We start from the raw sequence: 22907 nt of genomic DNA, 5'->3' as shown, positions 1-22907 counted from the left end.
GTGCGAGTGACGGATCCAGGAGGCCGAGATGTCTGACGACGTCCGAAACCCAGACCACCAGGGTGCCGCCGGTGCCCGAGACCCCCGTGAACCGGGAGAGACCGGGACCGCCGGCGCGGGTGACCGGGAGCTGGCAGCGTTGCGCGTCGAGGTCCAGTCGCTGCGCGAGGCGGCCCGCCACTCGCCGCAGCGGACACGCGAGCTCGAAGCCCGCCTGGCCCACGTGCAGACGAGCCTGTCGACCCTCTCGTCGCAGAACGAGCGCCTCGTGCGCACGCTCAAGGACGCTCGGGAGCAGATCGTCAACCTGAAGCAGGAGGTCGACCGCCTGGCGCAGCCACCGAGCACCTACGGACTGGTCCTCGACGCGCCCGACGACGGGGCGATCGACATCCTCACCGGCGGGCGCAAGATGCGCGTGGCGATCAGTCCCTCGGTCGACCAGGACAACCTCGGGCTCGGCCGCGAGGTGATGCTCAACGAGGCGCTCAACGTCGTCTCGGTCCACGGCTACGAGCGCGTGGGCGAGGTGGTCACCGTCAAGGAGCGCATCGACGGTGACCGCGTCGTCGTCGTGACCCACGGCGACGAGGAGCGGGTGTGTCGCATCGCGACGCCCCTGCTCGCCGAGGTCATCCGCGTCGGTGACTCCCTGACCCTCGACCCCCGCTCCAACTTCGTCCACGAGGTCATCCCGAAGCTCGAGGTGGAGGAGCTCGTCCTCGAGGAGGTGCCCGACGTCGACTACGAGGACATCGGTGGCCTCTCCGGGCAGATCGAGCAGATTCGCGATGCCGTGGAGCTTCCCTTCCTGCACCCCGAGCTCTACCGGGAGCACGCCCTCAAGCCCCCGAAGGGCGTCCTGCTCTACGGGCCTCCCGGCTGCGGCAAGACGCTCATCGCCAAGGCGGTCGCCGCCTCGCTGGCCCGGCAGGTCGCGGCGCGCACGGGCAAGGCGACGGAGAAGAGCTACTTCCTCAACATCAAGGGTCCGGAGCTGCTCAACAAGTACGTCGGCGAGACCGAGCGGCACATCCGGCTGATCTTCCAGCGCGCGCGTGAGAAGGCGTCCGACGGCACGCCCGTCGTCGTGTTCTTCGACGAGATGGACTCGCTATTCCGCACGCGCGGCTCGGGTGTCAGCAGCGACGTCGAGACGACGATCGTGCCGCAGCTGCTCGCCGAGATCGATGGCGTCGAGCGGCTCGACAACGTCATCGTCATCGGCGCCTCCAACCGCGAGGACATGATCGACCCCGCGATCCTGCGGCCCGGGCGCCTCGACGCGAAGATCAAGATCGAACGCCCCGACGCGGAGAGCGCCCGGGACATCTTCAGCAAGTACCTCACCGGCAGCCTGCCGCTCCACGAGCACGACCTCGCCGTCCACGCGGGCGACCGCGAGGCCACCGTCGAGGCCATGATCACGGCAGCGGTGGAGCGGATGTACTCCGAGATGGAGGAGAACCGCTTCCTCGAGGTCACCTACCAGGGCGGCGACAAGGAGATCCTCTACTTCAAGGACTTCAACTCCGGCGCGATGATCCAGAACATCGTCGACCGGGCCAAGAAGCTGGCCATCAAGGAGTTCCTCACGACCGGTCAGAAGGGCATCCGCGTCGAGCACCTGCTGGCCAGCTGCGTCGACGAGTTCAAGGAGAACGAGGACCTGCCCAACACGACCAACCCCGATGACTGGGCGCGGATCAGCGGCAAGAAGGGCGAGCGCATCGTCTACATCCGCACCCTCATCAAGGGCAAGGACGGCACCGAGCCGGGCCGCTCCATCGCGACGGCCAACACCGGTCAGTACCTCTGAACCCAGCCCCCTGGACCGATCGCGTATGCCGGGTGGCCCGGTTCCCGGGCCACCCGGCCTCTCGACGGTCCGGGTGGGCCGCACGTGGCCTCTCGAGGGTTGAGCAGGGGGCGGGTCGGCTACGTGCGGTGGGGCGCGCGGGCGCGGCGGGCGGCATACGCGCCCAACGCACGCCAGCCCAGCAGGAACGCAGCGAGCACGACCGAGGCGACCACGACGAAGCTCGCAGCGGTGCCCAGGCCTGTCGCGCGGCGCAGGAGCATGCCCACGAGGACGGTGGCGAACCACACCGTGACGCCGGGTGCCACGTCGACCGGCCAGCGCCCGCGCAGCATGCGCACCACGAGCCAGCCCACGAGCGTGCCGACGAGGAACGGCCAGGCGGTGAGCACGGCGCCGAGGACCGGGCCGGCCTCGTCGTGGCTGGCCCTGCCGATCCCGGCGAAGACGAGCACGAGCGCGACGTCGAGGCCCAGGGCGGGTCCCGGCCGGCGCCACCAGGGCAGGCGGGTCACGGGAGCGTGTCGAACGGCAGGCGTGGCTGGGGCGGTGCGTGGGTGGGGTCGACGCCCTCGAAGAGCGAGCTGACGGACCGGCCCTGGTGGATGCGGCTGATCGCCTCGGCGAACAGGGCCGAGACCGAGCGCACGGTCAGCTCCGGCCAGTCGTCGGGCGGGGGCACGGTGTCGGTGGTGACGACCTCGGTGACGAAGGGGTGCCCGCGGAGGCGCTCGACCGCCTTGCCGGCGAAGAGGCCGTGCGTGCACACGATGGCGGCCTCGGTCGCGCCCGCCTCCTGCAACCGGTCGATGAGCTCGACCATCGAACCGCCGGTGGCGATCTCGTCGTCGAGCACGATCGCCCGGCGTCCGGCCACGTCACCGACGATGGCGTCGATGACGACCCTGTCGTCGGCCACCCGCTGCTTCGAGCCGGCAGCGACCGGCAGGCCGAGAAGACGCGCGAACTGGGTGGCCACCTTGGCGTTGCCGAGGTCAGGACTCACGACGATGGAGCCGGACAGGTCGGTGCCCCGGAAGTGGTCGGCGAGCACACCGATGGCGGTCAGGTGGTCGACCGGCGTGGAGAAGAAGCCGTGCACCTGAGGGGCGTGCAGGGCCATCGTGAGCACCCGGTGGCAGCCGGCGGTGGCGATCAGGTCGGCGACGAGACGCCCGCCGAGCGAGATGCGCGAGGCGTCCTTCTTGTCCGAGCGGGCGTAGGCGTAGTGCGGCATCACGGCGGTGATCTGCGCGGCAGACGCGCCGCGCGCCGCGTCGATCATCAGGAGCAGCTCCATCAGGTGCTCCTGCGTCGGTGGGACGAGCGGCTGCACGATGTAGACGTCGCGCTGGCGGCAGTTCGCCAGCAGCTGCGCCTGCAGGCAGTCGTTGCTGAAGCGCTTGATGTCCGCGGGGGAGCGGGTCACCCCGAGGTGGGTGCAGATCCGGTCGGCCAGCTCCAGGTGGGCGGAACCGCTGAACACGACGACGTCGTTCACTTCGAAACCATCCCCACCCATCCACCGACCATCCACACGGACTGGCGTGCCGTTGCAGACTATCGGAGCCCGCCGTCGTACGCGTGGTCGCGCACCCAGCGCACCAGCTCCTCGCGCGCGGCCACGCCGACACGCGTGGCGCCGGGGAAGCTCAGGAACCCGTGCGGCACACGCGGGTAGTTCGTGTGGCGTGTGTCGACACCGGCGTCGCGCAGGGCTGCGGCGTACGCGGCGCCCTCGTCGCGCAGCGGGTCCAGGTCCGCGGTCTGCACCAGGGCCGGGGCCAGGCCCCCGAGGTGCTCGGCATGGAGCGGCGAGACGAGCGGGTCGAGCGGGTCGAGCGCGTCCTCGGCGTCTCCGAGGTAGTGCGCGAGGAAGGCGTCCATGTCGGCTCGGGTGAGGATCGGGGCCTCGGCGTGCAGCGCCACCGACTCCGAGCTCATGGTGGCGTCGACGGCCGGGTAGACCAGAGCCTGGTAGGCGATGTCGGCCCCGCCCTCGTCGCGGATCACCTGTGCCACCACGGCCGCGAGGTTGCCCCCCGCCGAGTCGCCGGCGAGGCCGAGGCTGCCGCCGCGCCACCCTGCTCCGGTGGGGTCCGATGCTCCCGAGGCGGCCCAGCGAGTCGCGTCGACGCAGTCGTGCACGGCTTGCGGGGCGCGGTGCTCGGGTGCGAGCCGGTAGTCGACGTTGAGCACCACGACGCGGGCGCGGTCGGCGAGCCAGGCGCAGATCGGGTCGTAGCCGCGCGTGTTGCCCAGCACCCACCCGCCGCCGTGGAACCACAGCAGGGCCGGCAGATGGTCACCCGGGGCGCCGCGGGGCCGGTACGTGCGCACCTCGATGGACTGCCCGTCCCGCGCCGCGAAGCTCGTGCCGGCGATCTCGACCCCGGCGGGCACCGGTCCGGTGACCCAGGTGTACGGGATGCGGGTCGGCGCGAACCACGCTCTGCTACGGGCGATCTCGTCGGGGACGAGCATGCGGTCGCTGCCCCTCGAGCGGTTGAGGGCGCGGACCAGGAGCCTGGTCCGCAGGGGCATGTCCCACGAGTCGGTGACCGTCACGGCGTCAGTGTTCCACCGGTGGCCCGCAGATGACACCTGGTCAGGAGGCCAGAGAGTGCTGCACCCGGTACGCCGCTTCGGGCCCACCCTGCGGCGAATCCGCAGCAGGCTCGGGCAGGATTGGCCCATGCCAGGCGACGCGGAGCAGGCGCGGCCCCCCACGCAGGGGGCCGCTCCCGGCGACGCACGGCACTCGGACGACACCACGGGGGAGACCATGCGCCGGACGGAGCACGTGCACGACGCGCTCGAGGAACGGACGGCGATCCACCCTGCGCAGGACACGCGGCTCCCGGGCCCGTCGTCCCCCGAGCCGGCTCCGGACGTCGAGGTCGTGGAGCCGCCGATCCCCGGCCGCGTCCGGCGTCCGGCCGACGGCGTACGCCTGGTCGCGGCCGTGCTGCTCCTGCTGCTCGGCCTGGCGGTCGCCGACCTCGCTGCCGGGACCCGAGGGGCCGTCGAGCAGGACCTCACCGACGTCACGAGCGGCCTGCCTCGCCTGCTGCTGACCCTCCTGGGATGGCTGAGCGGCATCGGCGTGCTGCTGCTGCCGATCGGCGTCGGCGCCGACCTGCTCGTGCGCCGCCGTCCCATGCAGCTCATCCAGGCCCTGGGCGCCGCGGTCGTGGCCGGCGTCCTCGTCATCGTGCTGAGCCTGCTCGTGCAGTCGGGCAAGGGCGGCTTCGTCACCGGCGTCCTGACCCGGCCGAGCCCTACCGGGCACACGGGTCCGCTCGACATCGTCATCGTCTCGATGGTCGCCCTGCTCACGGTGGCCGACATCTCCGGACGCAAGTGGATCTCACCGATCGCGACGGGCGTCGTCGTGGCCACCCTCGTGACCACCCTCCTGTCGGGCGCCATGACGCTCGCGGCGCTGACCTGCTCGCTCCTGGTGGGCTGGATCGTCGGGCTCGCGTCCCGGCTCGTCTTCGGCGTCAGCTCGACCCGCCCTCCGGGCACCGAGGTGGCGGCGGTGCTCGTGTCGGGCGGCATCCCCCTGGCCAGGCTCGAGCTCATCGACGGCAACGATGCCGGCGACCGCCGCTACCTGGGGGTCACCTCCGGCGGGCCGCTCGACGTCCACGTCATCGACCGCGACACCTTCGGGCTGGCCTCCGGCCGCCGCCTGCTGCGCGTGCTCCGCCTGCGCAGCGGCTTCACCCGCCCGCCGGCCCTGACCCTGCAGTCCGAGATCGAGCACCGCGCGCTGATGGGGCTCGCACTGCACGACGCGGGGATCCGGGCCCCGAGGCCGGTCGCCGTCTCGGAGGTCGGCCCGTTCTCCGCCGTCATCGCCTACGTGCTGCCGCAGGGCACCCCGGTCGCCGAGCGCACCGACGGGCTCGACCAGGCGCAGCTGCAGGCGATCTGGCACCTGGCGGCCACGCTGCAGCGGCGTCGCATCGTCCACCGCCAGCTCGGCCCCTCGACCGTCCTGCTCGATGACGCGGGCGGCGTGGCACTCGCTCGCCTGGGCAGCGGCGACGTCGCCGCCGACGACATCAGCCTGCGCATCGACCTCGCGCAGCTGCTCACCACCGTGGCGCTCGCCGTCGGGCCCGAGCGCACCGTCGACTCGGCCGTGGCCGCGCTCGGCGAGGACGCCGTGCTGCGGGCCGTCCCCGTGCTCCAACCCGTGGCGCTGAGCTCGGACACCCGCACGGCGCTGCGGGCCGCGAAGTCGGTGATCGGAGAGCTGCGGGAGCGGCTCGTGGCCCTGCGACCCCAGGCCGAGCCCGTCGAGCCGGTCGAGCTGCGCCGCATCTCGATCAAGGGCGTCGTGACGCTCGTCATGGGCGGGGTCGCCGGCTACCTGCTGCTGACCCAGCTGGCCCAGGTCGACATCGGCAAGGTCGTGACCACGGCGGACTGGCGCTGGGCCGTCCTCCTCGTCCTCTTCGCGGCCGCGACGTTCGCCGGGGCCTCCCTCGCCCTCGCCGGGGCCGTGCAGATCCACCTGCGCTTCGTCCGGACGTACATGACGCAGCTGGCCGTCGCCTTCAGCGGCCTCGTCGCGCCCGCGGCCGTCGGCAACATCGCCCTCAACACCCGCTACCTGCAGACCTCGGGCCTGTCGCCGACCGTCGCCGGCGCCAGCGTCGGCGTCGCGCAGGTGGCCCAGTTCTGCTCGTACTTCGTGCTGCTCGTGATCTCCGGCGTCCTCGCGGGCACGGGACCGGCGGTCTCGTTCAGTCCGTCGCCGATCCTCGTCGCAGCCATCCTCGCCGTGGTGATTCTCGCGCTGGGTCTGCTCGCCGTGCCCAGGATCCGGGCGATCCTCACCGACCAGGTGCTACCGCAGGTCCGGGCGGCGGTCCCGCAGGTGCTCGCAGTGCTCCAGCACCCGAAGAAGCTGACCCAGCTGCTCAGCGGTGCCCTGATGCTCGACATGTCGTTCGTCGCCGCGCTCGTCTGCGCGACGAGGGCCTTCGGTGGCGAGGCCCCGGTGGCTGCCATCGCGGTCGTCTACTTCGCCGGTGCCATCGTCGGCTCGGCCGTGCCGACGCCCGGCGGGCTGGGCGGCATCGAGGCGGCCATGTCGTTCGGCCTCATCTCGATCGGCGTCGACAGCGGCACCGCCGTCTCCTCGGTTCTGCTCTACCGCCTCGCGACCTACTGGCTGCCCATCCCGTTCGGGTGGTTCTCGCTCAGTCGCCTGCAGAAGGTGGGCGCCATCTGAGCCCGCCGGACGGCATACGTCCTCGATGGGTTGGTGGTCAGGGGGTGCGCCCGTCACGGCAGGCCGGGGCGGTTATCGTCGGGCCATGACGGTGCGGCGGATCATGGGACTCGAGACCGAGTACGGCATCTCGGTGCCCGGCGACCCGATGGCCAACCCGATGTTCCTCTCCGGGCAGGTCGTCAGCGTGTATGCCGCAGCCCAGGGCATCCGTTCCAACCAGTCGAGCTGGGACTACGCCTTCGAGGACCCGCTGCGCGACGCCCGCGGCTGGCAGCTCGACCGGCAGACCGCCGACCCGAGCCAGCTGACCGACGTCGAGGACCCCACGCTGGCCAACGTCGTGCTCACCAACGGGGCTCGCTACTACGTCGACCACGCGCACCCCGAGTACAGCTCACCCGAGGTCACCCTCCCGCGTGACGCCGTCACCTGGGACCGGGCCGGGGACGCCATCGCGCTGGAGTCCGTCCGGCTGCTGGCCTCGCGCCCCGGGCAGCCGCCCGTCAACCTCTACAAGAACAACGCCGACGGCAAGGGCCAGTCGTACGGCACGCACGAGAACTACCTCATGCCGCGGCGGACCCCCTTCCCCGACATCGTGCGCCACCTCATCCCGTTCTTCGTGACGCGACAGGTCGTGTGCGGCGCCGGCCGGGTCGGGCTCGGCGTGGACAGCCGGGGTGCCGGCTACCAGATCTCCCAGCGGGCCGACTTCTTCGAGACCGAGGTCGGGCTCGAGACGACGCTCAAGCGGCCGATCATCAACACCCGCGACGAGCCCCACGCCGTCGCCGACCGCTACCGGCGGCTGCACGTCATCGTCGGCGACGCCACCCACCTCGACGTCGCGACCCTGCTCAAGGTCGGGACGACCTCGCTCGTGCTCGGGATGATCGAGGACGGCCACCTCACCGAGGACTGGTCGATCCGTCGGCCCGTGGCTGCGCTCCAGACGGTCTCGCACGACCCGTCGCTGCGGGCGTCCGTCGAGCTCGTCGACGGACGTTCGGTGACGGCGCTCGACCTGCAGTGGATGTACCTCGAGGCTGCCCGCGCCTGGCTCGACCGGCGCGGCGACGACCCGGAGCCCGAGGCCACGAGCGAGGTCATGGCTCTCTGGGAGGAGGTCCTCACCGGGCTCGGCCGTGACGTGATGTCGTGCGCGAGCCTGCTCGACTGGGTGGCCAAGCTCAAGCTGCTCGAGGGCTACCGCGCCCGCGACGGGCTGGCCTGGGACGACCACCGCCTGGCGGCCATCGACATCCAGTGGGCCGACGTGCGTCCCGAGAAGGGCCTGGTGCACCGACTCAGGGACCGAGGCATGCTCCGCGACCTGGTCACGCCTGAAGACGTCAAGGCGGCGCAGACCACCCCACCCGAGGACACCCGCGCCTGGTTCCGGGGGGAGTGCGTGCGCCGCTTCACCGCGCAGGTCTTCTCGGCGAGCTGGGACTCGGTGGTCTTCGACGTCCCGGGGCGCTCGAGCCTGCAGCGCGTGCCGATCCTGGAGCCCGAGCGCGGCACGCGGGCCCAGGTCGGCGACCTGCTCGAGCAGAGCAGCGACGTCGCCGAGCTGCTCCAGGGGCTGGCCACGCCCGACTAGGGTGGCCGGTCGATGCCGCTGTGGGACGGTTCCTGCGGCCGCCCGGCGTGGGCTGTCCGGGGAGAGGTGCTCGGATGCCGGGGTCCTGACGGGTTAGGGTCGAGTCGACAGGTCTTCACGTCTGGGAGGTAGCCATGCCGGGTCAGGAGCACGTCAAGCCGCAGCGTCGTGACGAGGAGCCGCCGGAGACCCCGGAGGAGCCTCCCGCCGCACCTGCCGGCGCCGCCGTCAAGGAAGGTCTGAGCGACGACATCGACAGCGTCCTCGACGAGATCGACGGAGTCCTCGAGTCCAACGCCGAGGAGTTCGTCCGCGGTTTCGTGCAGAAGGGCGGCCAGTGACCCCAGCGTCCACGGGGCGCTCGCGACAGCTCGACGACGCCTTCCTCCGGGCCGGGTCGTCGTCGTTCACCGAGTTCGTCGCCGCCTACCGTCCCGAGCTGCTCCCGTCCGCCCGCCGGCTGCCCTCCGGCACCACGATCGAGGCGCCGCACGGCACCACGATCGTCTCGCTGCTCTTCGAGGGCGGGGTCGTCATGGCCGGCGACCGGCGGGCGACGATGGGCAACATCATCGCCAACCGCGACATGGAGAAGGTCTTCGCCGCTGACGAGTACAGCGTGGTCGGCATCGCCGGCACCGCGGGGCTCGCGATCGAGCTGGTTCGCCTCTACCAGGTGGAGCTCGAGCACTACGAGAAGATCGAGGGCGCCATCATGTCCCTCGAGGGCAAGGCCAACCGCCTCGCCTCGATGATCCGGGGCAACCTCGGCCTCGCCATGCAGGGCCTGACCGTCGTGCCGACGTATGCCGGGTTCGACCTCGAGTCAGCGACCGGGCGCATCTACTCCTACGACGTGACCGGCGGCTGCTACGTCGAGGTCGGCCACCACTCGACCGGCTCCGGGTCCGTCTTCGCACGCGGCGCGCTCAAGAAGCTGTGGAGGCCCGGGCTCGAGGAGCAGCAGGCGGTGTCCGTGGCCATCGAGGCGCTCTACGACGCGGCCGACGACGACTCGGCCACCGGAGGCCCGGACCTCGGCCGCCAGATCTGGCCGACGGTTGCGGTCGTCGACCACGCCGGCGCCCGGTTCGTCCCCCAGGACGTGCTCGAGGGTCACGTCCAGCGTGTCGTCGCGGCGCGCCGTGACAACCCGGGAGGCGCGCGATGACCATGCCGTTCTACGTCCCTCCCGAGCAGGTCATGAAGGACCGGGCGGACTTCGCCCGCAAGGGGATCGCTCGTGGCCGGTCGGTCGTCGTCGTGGGCTACGACAAGGGCATCGCCTTCGTCGCCGAGAACCCGTCGCGAGCCTTACACAAGGTGTCGGAGATCTACGACCGCATCGCCTTCGCCGCGGTCGGGCGCTACAACGAGTTCGAGAACCTACGGGTCGCGGGCATCCGCTACGCCGACCTGCGCGGCTACTCCTACGACCGCACCGACGTCACGGCCCGGGCACTGGCCAACACGTATGCGCAGATCCTCGGCGGCGTCTTCACGCAGGAGTCCAAGCCCCTCGAGATCGAGATCGTCGTGGCCGAGGTCGGCGCCGACAGCGACAGCGACCAGATCTTCCGCCTCACCTACGACGGGTCCGTCGCCGACGAGCGCGGGTTCGTGGCCATGGGTGGCGCGAGCGACGCAGCGGAGGAGCGGCTGCGCAGCGGCTGGCGTCCGGGAATGACGCTCGCGGAGGCCGTGCGCCTGGCCGTCGACGTCCTGGGGGCGGGGGAGAACGGCGAGCGCCGCACGCTCGACGAGGACCAGCTCGAGGTCGCGGTGCTCGACCGCGAGCGTCCCCGGCGTTCGTTCCGCCGCATCGTCGGTCCCGTGCTGGCGCAGCTCCTCGGCGAGCCGGCCGAGCGCTCGTCCGACGCAGCAGCGAGCTCCCCGCAGCCCCCGCCCCCCGGCCCGGTGGCCTGAGGCCGCTGGGCGAGCCCGGCGCAGCCAGCCGCCTCCGGCTGACCGGCCGGTCAGGCACGAGGACGCACACGAGGGCCGCCCCCCGAACGGGGGCGGCCCTCGAAGGGTGTCGGGCGGGGTCAGCGGCGGTTCGCGCCGACCCGCCTGCCCGCGCCTGCCTGCGGCTTCGACGAGCTGCGCCCCGAGGCGTCGGAGGAGGCGTCGTCCTCGCGGTCCTCGTCCGGCTCGGCACCCTCGGGCGACTCGGCTGGTGCGATCGGATCGTCAGCCTGCCGACCCAGGGCCTGCGAGCCGTCTGCCTCCTCCACCCCGCGGTCGTGCGGCGCCGGGGCTTGGTCCGCCATCCCGGCCGGCTCTCCATCGGGGGCGGCGTCAGCGTCGGTGACAGGGCCGGGCGTCTCGCTCGCGACGGGCTGCGGCTGGCCGGCTGCCGGTGCGACCTCCCCGCCCTTCTCGGGACCGTCCAGCGACTCCACCGACTGCACGAGTGCGCCGCCGCCGAGCGTCGCGAGCATCTGGCGGACGTTGGCCAGCTGCGCCGTGATGCTGTCGCGCTGCGCGGCGGCGGCGGCCAGCTCCCGGTCGGACTCCTCGCGCAGCCGCGAGGCGTGGTCGCGAGCCTCGGACACGATCTGGTCCGCCTGGCTCTGTGCCGTCTCGAGCATCCGTCGGGCGCGCGAGCGCAACTCCTCGGCGTCGTGCTCGGCGCGCTCGGTCAGCTGGCGCAGGCGCGCTTCGCTCTCGGTGAAGGCCGCCTCCATCTGCTGGCGACGGGCCTCGAACTCGACGTCCGCCGACTCGCGGCGGGCCGCGAGGCTCACCTCGAGCTCGGCAGAGGCGGTCGTGGCCTTGGCCCGCTGCGCCTCGAGCTCGGCGGCTGCCTCCTGACGCTGGGCGGCCATGACGCTCTGCGCCTCGGCGACGACGGCCTGAGCCTCGCGGGTGGCCTGGGCGATGACGCGAACGGCCTCCTCGTCGGCGCGCGAACGGGTCTGGTCGGCATACGAGGTGGTCGTGTTCTTGAGGTCCGCCGCGGCTCGGTTGGCCCGCTCGCGGATCTCCTCGGCGTCAGCCGCGGCGCGGCCGCGCATCTCGGCGGCCTCCTGGTCGGCGAGCGAGAGGATCTGGGCGATCCGCTCACCGAGCTCGGTGTAGGCCTGCCCCGGAGCCGTCGACGCGTTCTTCTTCAGGTCGGCCATGACGCGTGTCTGCTGGCCGAGCTGGCCCCGCAGGTCGGTCAGCGCGGCGTTGAGCCTCGTCAGCTCGACACTCCGCTCGGCGGCGTCCTTCTTGGCCGCCTGCAGGGTGCGGTTCTGCGCCTCGATGAAGGAGTCCACCTCCTCCGGCTCGTAGCCGCGGCGGGAGAACTTGAAGTGGGGTCTGTCGATCATTTCCGTCCAATGCAGAGGAGGTGGAGGGACAACGGCATGAGGGGACGGCGACAGTCTGGCAGCCTCCGCTGGGCCGCTGCGACCCAGGGCGCAACCGCGTCCCCGGGCGCCCCGTCAGGTGATGGTGCGAGCTGGCACCGGCCCGCAGGCCGCTCTCAGTGCAGGCGAACGCGGGGGTCGAGCACGGCATACACGATGTCGACCACGATGTTCGCCACGACGACGGCCGCCGAGGCGAAGAGCACGATCCCGATGATGACCGGCAGGTCCTGCTGGTTGATGGCGTCGATCGCCGTCTTGCCGAGGCCCGGCAGGGAGAACACGGTCTCGGTGACGACGACGCCGCCGAGAAGCGCCCCCACGTCGATGCCGAACTGCGTCACGACCGGGGTCAGGGCGGCCCGCAGGCCGTGTCGCAGGATGACGCGACGCTCGCCGATGCCCTTCGAGCGGGCGGTGCGCACGTAGTCCTCGCCGAGCACGTCGAGCATCGAGGCGCGGGTCAGGCGCGTGTAGGTGGCCGCCGAGACGAGCGCCAGGGTGAACCACGGCAGCACCATGTGCTGGAACCACGTCCCGAAGCCGTCGGTCAGGGGGGCGTAGCCCCCGGGCGGGAAGATGTCCACCCCGGCCAGGGTGAGGCGGAAGTAGAAGAAGTAGAGCAGGAGCAGCCCGAGCAGGAAGGTGGGCATCGAGTAGAAGAAGAGGCTGAACGCCGTCAGGGACCGGTCGGTGAACGAGCGCGGGTGGATCGCCGAGAGGACGCCGTTGGTCAGGCCGAGGACCATCCAGATGATGGCGCCGCCCACGACGACGGAGATGGTGATCGGGAGTGCGGCGCCCATGATCTCGGTGACCGGCACCTGGTGGTAGTAGTCGTAGCCGAGGTCGCCGTGCAGGGCCTTCCACAGGAAGTCCGTGTACTGCCTCCAGACGGGCTGGTCGAGACCGAGGCGGTGCGAGATCAGGGCAACGGTCTCGGGTGTCGCCTGTCGGCCGGCGAGGGCGCGGGCGACGTCGTTGGGCGCGACGAAGAAGAGGCCGAACACCGCCACGGTGATGAGCCACAGGACGAGGATGCCGAGCGCCACGCGGCGCACGAGGAACCGGGCCATGAGTGCCTCCTAGTCCCTGGTCTCGACGGTCGGGACGGCCTCGACGGCATCGACGTCCGCGAGGGGCTCGACCGTCACGTCCGACACCTCGGCCATGATGCGGTCCGCTCGCGGGTCGAAGGCGTCCCGCACGCCGTCCCCGAAGAGGTTGAAGGCGAGCGTCGTCACGAGCAGGGCGGTGCCCGGGAAGACGACGAACCACCACGCCACGGTGTAGTAGTTCTGGGACTCGCTGATCATCCCGCCCCAGTCGGCGGTGGGCGGCGGCAGGCCCAGCCCGAGGAAGCTCAAGGTGGCCTCGACGACGATGACGACCGGGATGAGCAGCGAGGCGTAGACGATGACGGGCGCCAGGACGTTGGGCAGGATGTCGACGAACATGATCCGGCTGTCCGAGGCGCCCAGGGACTTCGCCGCCTCGACGAACTCGCGTTCCCGCAGCGACAGCACCTGGCCACGGACGATACGGGCGACGGAGGCCCAGCTGAAGAAGCCGATGACGAGCACGGTCACCAGGAGGCTCGGACCGGTGATCGACACGAGGGCCACGGCCACGAGGATGAAGGGCACCGAGAGCACGATGTCGATGAGGCGGGCGAGCACCGTGTCGACGAAGCCGCCGAGGAACCCGGCCGCGAGTCCGACGATGACGCCGATCACCACCGTGAGGGCGGTGGCCACGACGCCCACGAGCAACGAGATCCGCGCGCCGTAGGCGATCCGCACGAAGATGTCGCGGCCCAGGTCGTCGGTGCCGAGCCAGAACTGGCTGGACGGGGGAGTCGGGAGGCCGTCGGGCGTGAGGCCCGTCTGGCGGTACTGCTCGTTCACGGGGTGACCGGTGATCGCCGTCGTCAGCGGGGCGAAGATCGCCATCAGGACGATGAGGACGATCACGACGAGGGAGATCATCGCGACGCGGTCGCGACGCAGCCGCTGCCACGCCAGCAGCCACGGGCTGCGGCCCTCGATGGCGCTCCGCGTTGTCTCTGGGCCCCCCGTGGACTCGGCCTCGGCCACGGGGCCGACGCCCTCGCTCGCGGCCGAGGTGGGAAGGATGCCGCTCACGGTCGTTCGCCTCCGTCGTCTGTCGGGTGAGGTGTGACCTGCGTGTGCGGGACGTCGGCGTCCGGCGGCGCCGCGAAGGCCGCCGACGGGTCGGAGGAGAGCTCCTCGCCGGCGGCGAGCGGGTGGAAGCAGGCGGTGCGGTGTTCCGGCCGGTCGCCGAGCACCGGTTCCAGCGGCGGGACCGCGGCCGAGCAGTCGGCCTGGGCGCGCGGGCACCTCGTGTGGAACCGGCAGCCCGAGGGCGGGTCGGTCGGCGACGGGAGGTCGCCGACGAGGATGGTCCTGCGGCGGCTGTCGGCGACGTCGGGGTCGGGGACCGGCAGCGCCGACAGCAGGGCGCGCGTGTAGGGGTGCCGGGCCGTGCCGAACAGCTCCTCCGTGCGGGCGACCTCCACGAGCTGGCCCAGGTACATCACGGCAACGCGGTCGCTGACGTGTCGCACGACCGACAGGTCGTGGGAGATGAAGAGGTACGTCAGGCCGAAGTCGGTCTGAAGGTCGATCAGCAGGTTGATGATCTGGGCCTGGATCGACACGTCGAGCGCCGACACGGGCTCGTCGCAGATGATGAGCCGCGGCTGCAGGGCCAGGGCGCGGGCCACTCCGATGCGCTGGCGCTGCCCGCCGGAGAACTCGGCGGGGAACCGGTTGTAGTGCTCCGGGTTGAGCCCCACGCGTTCCATGAGCTCCTGCACCCGGAGCTTGACCTCGCGCCCCGAGCCGATCCCGTGGATGACGAACGGGTCGCCGATGATCGAGCCCACCCGCCGGCGTGGGTTGAGCGAGCCGTAGGGGTCCTGGAAGATCACCTGCACCTCGCGCCGCACGGTGCGCAGCTCGCGTCGACTCAGCTGCGTGATGTCGCGGCCGTCGAAGGTGACGGTGCCGGAGGTCACGTCGTACAGGCGCGCGATGCAGCGGGCCAGCGTCGACTTGCCGCAGCCGGTCTCGCCGACGAGGCCGAGCGTCTCGCCGGTGCGGATCTCGAGGGACACGTCCTCGACGGCGTGGACCAGGACGTCACCGCGGCGCCAGAGGGAGCTCGAGCCGACCGGGAAGGTCTTGGTCACGTGGTCGACGCGCAGCAGCGGCGCGGATGCCGGGGGAGTCCTCTCGCGCTGCGGGGCTTCGGGGTTCGCGGTCACGCCGACTCCTCCTGACGCACCGTGGCGGGGCGACCCGCGCCGGGGACCGGTCGCAGCGACGCGCCGTCCTTGGGAAGGAAGCACGCGGAGGTATGCCGTGGGTCCCGGGCCACCGGGTCGAGCCGGGGCACCTCGTGCCGGCAGTGGTCGAACACGTCAGGGCAGCGGCTGGCGAAGGGGCACTGCTCGGGTGGGTCGATCAGTGAGGGCGGGGTGCCGGCGATGGGGGTGAGCCGGGTGCGAGTGCCGCCCTGCGCCGGCAGCGACGCCAGCAGCCCGCGGGTGTAGGGGTTGTGGGGAAGGTAGAAGAGCGTGCGTCGCGGCGCGCGCTCCATCGCCCGGCCGGCATACATCACGACGACGTCGTCGGACATCTGGGCGACGACGCCGAGGTCGTGGGTGATCAGGACGATCGCCGTGCCGAACTCCTCCTGCAGTCGTTGCATGACGCCGAGCACCTGCGCCTGCACGGTCACGTCGAGCGCCGTCGTCGGCTCGTCGGCGATCAGCAGGGCGGGGTCCAGGGCCATCGCCATGGCGATCATGACCCGCTGGCGCATGCCTCCGGAGAACTGGTGCGGGTAGTCGTCGAGGCGCTTGGCCGCGCCGGGGATGCCGACGAGCCCGAGCAGCTCGGCGGCGCGGGCGCGGGCCGTCGCGGTCGCCGTCTGGGGCCGGTGCGCCCGGATCATCTCGACGATCTGCCAGCCCACCGTGTAGTAGGGATGCAGGCTCGAGAGCGGGTCCTGGAAGATCATCCCGATCTTGGCGCCGCGGATGCCCTGGAGGGTCTTGGGCGAGGCGCCGATCAGCTCGACCCCATCGAAGCGGGCCGACCCGGACACCCGCGCACCGCGGGTGAGACCCGTGATCGTCTGCGTCGCGACGCTCTTCCCGGAGCCGGACTCGCCGACGATCGCGAGCGTCGTGCCGCGGTCGACGTCGAAGGACAGGCTGCGCACCGCCTGGACGACGCCGTCGGGGGTCGCGAACGAGACGGAGAGGTCACGCACCTCGAGCAGGGCCATCGGATCGCCTTCCACGAGTGGGGCCGTCGGCGAGTGCACGGCGGCGGGGGAGACCCTCCACGGCCTCCCGTGGACCGGGAGTGGGCCCACTGGAGGCGTGGAGTGAGGGCATGCGACGCGGCGCCGGCTGCGTCAGCCGCCCTGCTTGTCGGCGGTCAGCCACACGTTCGTCGGGTCGTAGTTCTGCATCGCCGGCACGTAGACGGTGCCCTGGACCTGGCTCCCGTGGTAGTTGGCCTGCTTCGGATTGGTGATCGGGAAGAACGGTGCGTCCTCCATGACCTTCCGGTCGGCCTGGGCCCAGAGGTTGGCCGCCTCCTGCTGGGTCGGGGAGGTGGACGCCTGGTGGATGAGCGTGTTGGCGCTCGAGCTCTCGTAGAGGCCGAAGTTGCTGCCACTGGGCGGGAACGACGGGGCACCGCTGAAGAGCGGGTTGAAGAACGACACCGCCGCGTTGCCGTACCAGTCGGCGCCCCACCCGGCCACCGCGAGGTCCCACACCCCGCGCCTGGCCACGGACGGCTCCTGGAGGTACTTGGTGTAGAAGTCGGCGTTCGGCGAGGGAACGCCCTGCACCGTGATCCCGGCCTTCGACAGGTCCTGCTGCGCCGTCTGGAACGTCTTGCTGCTGCCCTCCGAGGAGTTGCGGTAGAGCATCTTGAGGGTCAGCCCGTTGGGGAACCCCGCGGCTGCCAGCATCTGCGTGGCCTTGTTCGGGTCGTACGGGTAGAGGTCGAAGTTCTGCTCACCGCCGACGATGTCCGAGGGCAGCACGTGGCTCAGTGGCTCGTTGAGCTTGGGGCCACCCAGGACCTGGATGATGTTGGTCCGGTTGAGCGCGTACCCGAGGGCCTGGCGCACCTTGACGTTGCCCAGTGCCTTGTTGTTGTTCGGCGAGGCGGTGTTGAAGACGATGTACGGGTTGGACGAGGCGGACGGGCCGATGGTCAGGTTCGGGTCGTTCTTGGCGATCAGGGCGGGCAGCTGCGAGGGTGGTGGGAAGTTGTCCCACTCCATGTCCGCACTGGGCGTGCCGGTCTGCAGCTGCTGCTGCGTCGAGTCCTGGGTCACCGTCTCGTTGATGACGATCTTGTCGACGTAGGCCTTGCGCACGGGGTCGGAGGCGGCGTCCCAGGCCGGGTTGCGCGTGAACGTGATGTTCTTCGTGGGCGTGTAGCTCTCGATCTGGTACGGGCCGTCCGACAGGGTGTGCTGCGCGAGCTCCGGGCTCGCCGGCAGGTAGGCGTCCCACTCCTTCGGGGCGGGGGAGAAGGCGGGGAGCGTCAGCATGTCGGTGAAGAAGCTGGCCGGGTGGTTGAGCGTGAAGACGACGGTGAGGTCGTCCTTGGCGACGACGCCCGGCAGGGGAGTCTGCTCGATGTAGGAGGCGATCGCCGCGGGAGTGTGCCCGACCTTGGCGAAGCCGCTGCAGAAGGTCTGGAGCCCCGTGACGAGGTCGAGGTAGTCGGGCAGGCCGCCGAAGGGCTGGACCGGGTTGCAGCTGCGTTTGACCCCACGGACCATGTCGGCCGCGGTCACCTGCCGGGCCGGGTTGGTGTTCCACTTGGCGCCCGACCGGATCTTGATGGTGTAGGTCTTGCCGTCGGCGCTGAGGCCGTCGCCCTGGGTCGGCAAGGACTGTGCCAGGTCGGGCACGGCCTTCGTCGTCTGTCCCTCGACCGCCGGGTAGGTGAAGAGCTGGCGGCTCCAGGGCCGCAGGCCCAGGTAGCCGATGGAGTAGTAGCTGATGTTGGGGTCCATGTAGTCGACGTCGCCACTGCCGAGCATGTTGAGGGTGCCGCCGCGCACCGCGTTCGCCGAGGCGCCGGTGCCGCCGGCGCCCGTGCTGCCGGAGGTCGTGCCGCCACCGGAGTTGCAGGCCGTCACGGTCAGGCAGCTGGTCGCCACCACCGCGAGGGCCGTCACAGGCCACTTTCTCAGGGGCATGGTCTCTCCTTGGTCACGTAGGACGGGCCGGTGACGACCGGTCCCGGGAGCCCCCGCGGGCGCCCGTCGTGCTCACGCTAGGCACGGCTGCGTGACACCAGAGGCCGAGCCGGCGCGGATGTCACGCGATCGCAAAGTGCTCGTCACACAGGACGTCGCCAGGTCACAGATCGACATACGAAAGGCCTTCTCACAGGAGTTCGCCGGATCGCCTCCAGACACCCGACCTACGCTGGAGCCATGCGGCGGGTTCTTCTCGTCGAGGACGACGCACGGGTCAGGAGGGTCCTGCGGCTGGCGCTGGAGGACGAGGGCTTCACCGTGCTCGAGGCCGCGGACGGCGGCCAGTGCGTGGAGTCCGTCAAGGCCTCACCGCCGGACATCATGCTGCTCGACGTGATGCTGCCGGACCGCGACGGCTTCGCGGTCTGCCGGGAGGTGCGCCGAGGCAGTGACGTCCCGATCATCATGGTGACGGCCAGGACCGACAGCCACGACGTCGTGGCGGGGCTGGAGTCCGGTGCCGACGACTACGTGACGAAGCCACTGGTCGCCAAGGAGCTCGCCGCACGCATGCGGGCGTTGCTGCGCCGCACGGAGCCGCTCATCGGGCGCCCCACCCGCCACGTCGTCTCCGGGGACCTGGACATCGGCATCGACGACGGCGTGGTCCGACGGGGCGGCCAGCCGGTCAACCTCACCCGCACGGAGTTCCGGCTCCTGGTGGAGCTCGCCTCCGTGGAGGGACGCATCTGCAGCCGCGAGCACCTGCTCGACCGGGTGTGGGGCTACGGCTACTTCGGTGACAGCCGCATCGTCGACGTGCACATCCGCCGGTTGCGCACGAAGGTCGAGCTGGACCCGGCCAGCCCTACGCACGTCGTCACCGCGCGTGGGCTCGGCTACCGGCTGGCCGGCTGAGGCGCCCATGCGCGGCGACCGGGCTCGGATGTGGCGGGGCCGCAGGCAGCTCCTCCCCGCTGAGGGCACGCGGCGGAGCGCGTGGCCGGGACTGTCCGGCGGCTTGTCCCGGGGTGTGCGGCCGGCTCCCGGGCTGCGCAGGAGGCTCGAGGTGACGTTCGGCCTGCTGGCCCTGGCCATCTCGGTGCTCGTGTCGGTGCTGTCGTGGGTGGTCGTCTCCGGGTACCTCCTCGCCGACCGGCAGGACACCGCGGCCAGCGAGACCACGCTCGGCAGCTCCGTGCTCGCCGCGGCGCTCGCCCGCGGGGCGGCACCGGTCGGTTCGCTGCTGGGCGGCCTCCCGACGAACGACGCCGACGCGTCCGCCGCGCTCGTCTCCGGCCACTTCTACGCCAGCCCCTCGCCCACCGCGGCCGCCATCGTGCCGCCTGCACTCGTCGCGGCCGTGACGTCGCGGGCCGTCGCCATCCAGCGCGTGGTGGTCGACGGCCACCTCAGCCTGGTCGTCGGAGCGCCGTTGCAGCGACGGGGCGACGCGCTCTTCGAGGTGTTCCCGCTGACCGAGCTCGAGCAAAGGAGGACCACCCTCGCGTGGGCGCTGGGCGCCGCGGCCGTCACCACCTCGTTCGTCGGTGTCGCCCTGGGCCGCCGGGCCAGCCGCGTGGCGCTGCGTCCCCTTGCCGAGCTGACGTTGCTGGCCGGGGCCGTGGCGGGCGGTCGGCTGGACGTCCGGCTCCGCTCCCACGGTGACCCGGACCTCGACCCTCTCGCCCGCTCGTTCAACCGCACGGTGGAGCAGCTCGAGCACCGGGTGCGCGCCGACTCCCGTTTCGCCGCGGACCTCAGCCACGAGCTGCGCACGCCCCTGACCACGATGCTCAACTCGATGGAGGTCATCGCCAACCGGCGCGACCAGCTTCCCGGTGCCGTCCGCGAGCCCGTCGACCTGCTGGCCGACGACCTCAGGCGGTTGCGGGCGCTCGTCGTCGACCTCCTCGAGATCTCGCGCCACGACGCCGGCGAGGAGCTGCAGCTCGAGCCGGTCGACGTGGGGGAGCTCGTGCGGCGGGCAGCGAACGGCACGGCCGGGCGGGGGGTCACCCGCGTCGAGCCGGGCTCGGTCCTCGACGGGCACGTCGACAAGCGTCGCCTCGAGCGGGTGGTCGCCAACCTCGTGGCCAACGCCGAGCACCACGGCGGAGGGTGCGTCGGGGTGACGGTTGAGGGCGACGGGGACACCGCACGGATCACCGTCGACGACGCCGGCCCGGGCATCCCGGAGTCGGAGCGGGGCCGCGTCTTCGACCGCTTCGCGCGCGCCGGGGGCAGCGGTGAGCGGGGGGTCGGCCTCGGGCTCGCCATCGTCCAGCGGCACGTATCGGCGCACGGAGGCGCGGTGCAGGTGACCACGAGCGACGCCGGAGGCGCGCGTCTTGTCGTCGTGCTGCCGCTGCACTGACGCTGTGCCCACCGTCCCCGGCGACACGGCATACGTTCCGTGTGCCGTGTCGCACGACGCGCCCACCCTTTCGTATGCCGTCCGCCCCGGTCACGTGCGGCGGGACCGACCCGGGGAATCACGACGCGTCGGCGGCCTGGTCCGGAAGATCGGGGGAGGGGTCGCCGGCCCGCTCCTGGTCGTGCTCCTCGGTGGCTGTGGGCTCTCTGCCCAGTCCGAGCCCGAGAGCGTCGCCGTCCCCGACACCCGCGCGACCAGTGCCCCGACCAGCACGCCCGGGGTGCCGCTCACCATGCAGGTCTACCTCGTTCACGGACGCCGGCTCGAGCGCGTGACGCGCGCGGTGTCACCCGGCAGGGGAGTGGATCCGGTGCTGCGCGCGCTCTCGGCCCCGGTCGGCGCCGCGGAGCTCGCCGCGGGCCTCCGGACCGCCCTGCCGGCCTCGTCGCATCCCCTCACGGGCACGATGAGCGGCCCGCGGACGGCCGACGTGTCGGTCCCTTCGGGCTACGACCGGCTGTCGGTCGCCGAGCAGGAGGTCGCCATGGCGCAGATCGTCTTCACCGTCTCGGCCGACACCCTGGCTGCGGAGGTCAGGCTCGTCAGCGGCTCGGAGCCCGTGCCCGTGCCCGTCGGCCACGGGCAGCTCGTCACCCGGCCGCTCAGCCGGCAGGACTACGCCGACCTCGCCCCGCCGCACTGACCCGGCTGCCGACGCGGCCCGTCGGATCAGGCGAAAGCGATGGTGCCGCCTAGAGTTGGTTCATGGACCGGCGGATCTTCGGGATCGAGAACGAGTACGGCGTCACGTGCACGACCCAGGGCCAGCGGCGGCTGACCCCGGACGAGGTGGCCCGCTACCTGTTCCGTCGCGTCGTGGCCTGGGGGCGCTCGAGCAACGTCTTCCTCGGCAACGGCGCCCGCCTCTACCTCGACGTGGGCTCGCACCCGGAGTACGCGACGGCGGAGTGTGACTCGGTGCGCGAGCTGGTCGTGCAGGACAAGGCGGGGGAGCGCATCCTCGAAGGCCTCGTGGAGGACGCCCAGGGCCGTCTGCGCGACGACGGGGTCGAGGGCGAGATCTTCGTCTTCAAGAACAACACCGACTCCGCCGGCAACTCCTACGGCTGCCACGAGAACTACCTCTACGGGCGCACCGGCGACTTCCAGCGAGTGTCCGACATGTTCATCCCGTTCCTGATCAGCCGCCAGATCATGTGCGGGGCCGGGAAGGTCGTCACCACGGCCCACGGGGCCAGCTTCGCCGCCAGCCAGCGGGCCGACCACATCTGGGAGGGCGTGTCGTCGGCGACGACTCGCAGCCGCCCGATCATCAACACGCGCGACGAGCCGCACGCGGACGCCGAGAGGTACCGCCGCCTCCACGTCATCGTGGGCGACTCCAACATGTCCGAGACGACCAACCTGCTCAAGGTCGGCAGCGCGGACCTCGTGCTGCGCATGATCGAGGCCGGCGTCGTCATGCGCGACCTGTCGATGGAGAACCCCATCCGCGCCATCCGCACGATGAGCCACGACCCGAGCGGACGGGCCACGGTGCGCCTGGCCAACGGCCGTGAGCTCTCGGCCATCGACATGCAGCGCGAGTACCTCGACAAGGTCATCGAGTTCGTGGACCGCGAGGGCATGCACAGTCCCGACACCAAGCAGGTGATCGACCTGTGGGGCCGGGCACTCGACGCCATCGCGGCCGGAGACCTCGGCGCGATCGAGACCGAGATCGACTGGGTCATCAAGTACCGCCTCATCGAGCGCTACCGTGCCAAGCACGGCCTGGCCCTCACCGATGCACGGGTGCAGCAGCTCGACCTCGCCTACCACGACATCAACCGCCGCCGCGGCCTCTTCTACCTGCTGCAGCGACACGGCCGCACGGCCCGGGTCGCCTCGGACGTCGAGGTCTTCGAGGCCAAGGTGCGGCCGCCGCAGACGACGCGCGCCAAGCTGCGGGGCGACTTCATCCGCGCGGCCCAGGCCCACGGGCGCGACTTCACCGTCGACTGGGTGCACCTTAAGCTCAACGACCAGGCGCAGCGCACCGTGCTGTGCAAGGACCCGTTCCGGGCCGTCGACGAGCGGGTGGAGCGGCTGATGGAGAGCATCGACCGGTCGCCCGGCACGCAGCGTCCGCTCTGAGGCCGGGCGGCCACGCCGCCGCCGGGGGGGACCGGCCCGCACGTCCCGTGGCGCGACGGCACCCGCCGCAACCT

The 22907-nt window shown here is 71.6% G+C and carries 19 protein-coding genes; 10 read left to right on the top strand and 9 right to left on the bottom strand.

Annotated elements, in window-relative coordinates:
* Positions 1-28 precede the first annotated feature (28 nt).
* On the top strand, positions 29-1819 hold the full coding sequence (gene arc / locus ABD194_RS18330) for a proteasome ATPase (RefSeq protein WP_343994033.1): 1791 nt from the start codon (positions 29-31) through the stop codon (positions 1817-1819).
* A gap of 119 nt (positions 1820-1938) precedes the next feature.
* On the opposite strand, the gene ABD194_RS18325 is transcribed toward arc, so the two are convergent.
* The 3 genes from ABD194_RS18325 to ABD194_RS18315 are packed head-to-tail and all read right to left on the bottom strand — an operon-like array spanning position 1939 to position 4387.
* Complete coding sequence (locus ABD194_RS18325; protein ID WP_343994031.1) at positions 1939-2334, bottom strand: DUF3054 domain-containing protein; 396 nt, start codon at positions 2332-2334, stop codon at positions 1939-1941.
* Entirely contained in the window at positions 2331-3320 is a 990-nt protein-coding gene (locus ABD194_RS18320) for a ribose-phosphate diphosphokinase (protein ID WP_343994029.1), read from the bottom strand. The genes ABD194_RS18325 and ABD194_RS18320 overlap by 4 nt, the downstream gene beginning before the upstream one ends.
* Positions 3321-3379: 59 nt before the next feature.
* Positions 3380-4387: an alpha/beta hydrolase gene (locus tag ABD194_RS18315; protein ID WP_343994027.1), complete on the bottom strand. Its 1008-nt coding sequence runs from the start codon at positions 4385-4387 to the stop codon at positions 3380-3382.
* 127 nt (positions 4388-4514) lie between these two features.
* Here ABD194_RS18315 and ABD194_RS18310 point away from each other — a divergent pair, with 127 nt between their 5' ends.
* From ABD194_RS18310 to prcA, 5 genes are all read left to right on the top strand, one after another.
* On the top strand, positions 4515-7070 hold the full coding sequence (locus tag ABD194_RS18310; RefSeq protein ID WP_343994025.1) for a lysylphosphatidylglycerol synthase domain-containing protein: 2556 nt from the start codon (positions 4515-4517) through the stop codon (positions 7068-7070).
* Positions 7071-7155: 85 nt separating this feature from the next.
* Positions 7156-8676 (top strand): depupylase/deamidase Dop, encoded by a 1521-nt coding sequence (dop, locus tag ABD194_RS18305; protein WP_343994023.1) that lies wholly within the window; start codon positions 7156-7158, stop codon positions 8674-8676.
* 134 nt (positions 8677-8810) lie between these two features.
* The gene (locus tag ABD194_RS18300; RefSeq protein WP_343994021.1) at positions 8811-9017 is read left to right on the top strand and encodes a ubiquitin-like protein Pup; all 207 of its coding nucleotides are present in this window, start codon (positions 8811-8813) and stop codon (positions 9015-9017) included.
* Positions 9014-9847, top strand: a complete 834-nt coding sequence (gene prcB, locus ABD194_RS18295; protein ID WP_343994019.1) for a proteasome subunit beta — start codon at positions 9014-9016, stop codon at positions 9845-9847. Before ABD194_RS18300 ends, prcB begins: the two co-directional genes overlap by 4 nt.
* Positions 9844-10602, top strand: a complete 759-nt coding sequence (prcA, locus tag ABD194_RS18290; RefSeq protein ID WP_343994017.1) for a proteasome subunit alpha — start codon at positions 9844-9846, stop codon at positions 10600-10602. The genes prcB and prcA overlap by 4 nt, the downstream gene beginning before the upstream one ends.
* 119 nt (positions 10603-10721) lie before the next feature.
* On the opposite strand, the gene ABD194_RS18285 is transcribed toward prcA, so the two are convergent.
* From ABD194_RS18285 to ABD194_RS18260, 6 genes are all read right to left on the bottom strand, one after another.
* A complete protein-coding gene (locus ABD194_RS18285; RefSeq protein ID WP_343994015.1) occupies positions 10722-11993 on the bottom strand; it encodes a coiled-coil domain-containing protein in 1272 nt (423 codons plus the stop codon).
* A 155-nt stretch (positions 11994-12148) separates the two neighbouring features.
* Positions 12149-13108 (bottom strand): ABC transporter permease, encoded by a 960-nt coding sequence (locus tag ABD194_RS18280; RefSeq protein WP_343994013.1) that lies wholly within the window; start codon positions 13106-13108, stop codon positions 12149-12151.
* Between the two features lie 9 nt (positions 13109-13117).
* The gene (locus ABD194_RS18275; protein WP_343994011.1) at positions 13118-14176 is read right to left on the bottom strand and encodes an ABC transporter permease; all 1059 of its coding nucleotides are present in this window, start codon (positions 14174-14176) and stop codon (positions 13118-13120) included.
* On the bottom strand, positions 14173-15321 hold the full coding sequence (locus ABD194_RS18270) for an ABC transporter ATP-binding protein (RefSeq protein WP_343994009.1): 1149 nt from the start codon (positions 15319-15321) through the stop codon (positions 14173-14175). The genes ABD194_RS18275 and ABD194_RS18270 overlap by 4 nt, the downstream gene beginning before the upstream one ends.
* Positions 15318-16349 carry an ABC transporter ATP-binding protein gene (locus tag ABD194_RS18265; RefSeq protein WP_343994007.1) on the bottom strand — a complete coding sequence of 344 codons (1032 nt, stop codon included), beginning with the start codon at positions 16347-16349 and terminating at the stop codon, positions 15318-15320. The genes ABD194_RS18270 and ABD194_RS18265 overlap by 4 nt, the downstream gene beginning before the upstream one ends.
* A gap of 132 nt (positions 16350-16481) precedes the next feature.
* Positions 16482-18296, bottom strand: coding sequence for an ABC transporter substrate-binding protein (locus tag ABD194_RS18260; protein WP_343994005.1), 1815 nt, complete (start codon positions 18294-18296; stop codon positions 16482-16484).
* Positions 18297-18536: 240 nt separating this feature from the next.
* Here ABD194_RS18260 and ABD194_RS18255 point away from each other — a divergent pair, with 240 nt between their 5' ends.
* The 4 genes from ABD194_RS18255 to pafA all read left to right on the top strand — a co-directional run bounded on the left by ABD194_RS18255 (position 18537) and on the right by pafA (position 22833).
* Entirely contained in the window at positions 18537-19217 is a 681-nt protein-coding gene (locus ABD194_RS18255) for a response regulator (protein ID WP_343994003.1), read from the top strand.
* A gap of 151 nt (positions 19218-19368) precedes the next feature.
* Complete coding sequence (locus ABD194_RS18250; protein ID WP_343994001.1) at positions 19369-20676, top strand: HAMP domain-containing sensor histidine kinase; 1308 nt, start codon at positions 19369-19371, stop codon at positions 20674-20676.
* Positions 20677-20680: 4 nt separating this feature from the next.
* A complete protein-coding gene (locus ABD194_RS18245) occupies positions 20681-21379 on the top strand; it encodes a GerMN domain-containing protein (protein ID WP_343993999.1) in 699 nt (232 codons plus the stop codon).
* Positions 21380-21441: 62 nt separating this feature from the next.
* Positions 21442-22833, top strand: coding sequence for a Pup--protein ligase (gene pafA, locus ABD194_RS18240; RefSeq protein ID WP_343993997.1), 1392 nt, complete (start codon positions 21442-21444; stop codon positions 22831-22833).
* Positions 22834-22907: the final 74 nt, after the last annotated feature.

The organism is Terrabacter terrae (assembly GCF_039529575.1).
In the GTDB taxonomy this organism is placed as follows: Bacteria; Actinomycetota; Actinomycetes; order Actinomycetales; family Dermatophilaceae; genus Terrabacter; species Terrabacter terrae.
The sequence above is the reverse complement of the archived record's forward strand: the minus strand, read 5'-3'. Positions and strand labels throughout refer to the sequence as shown.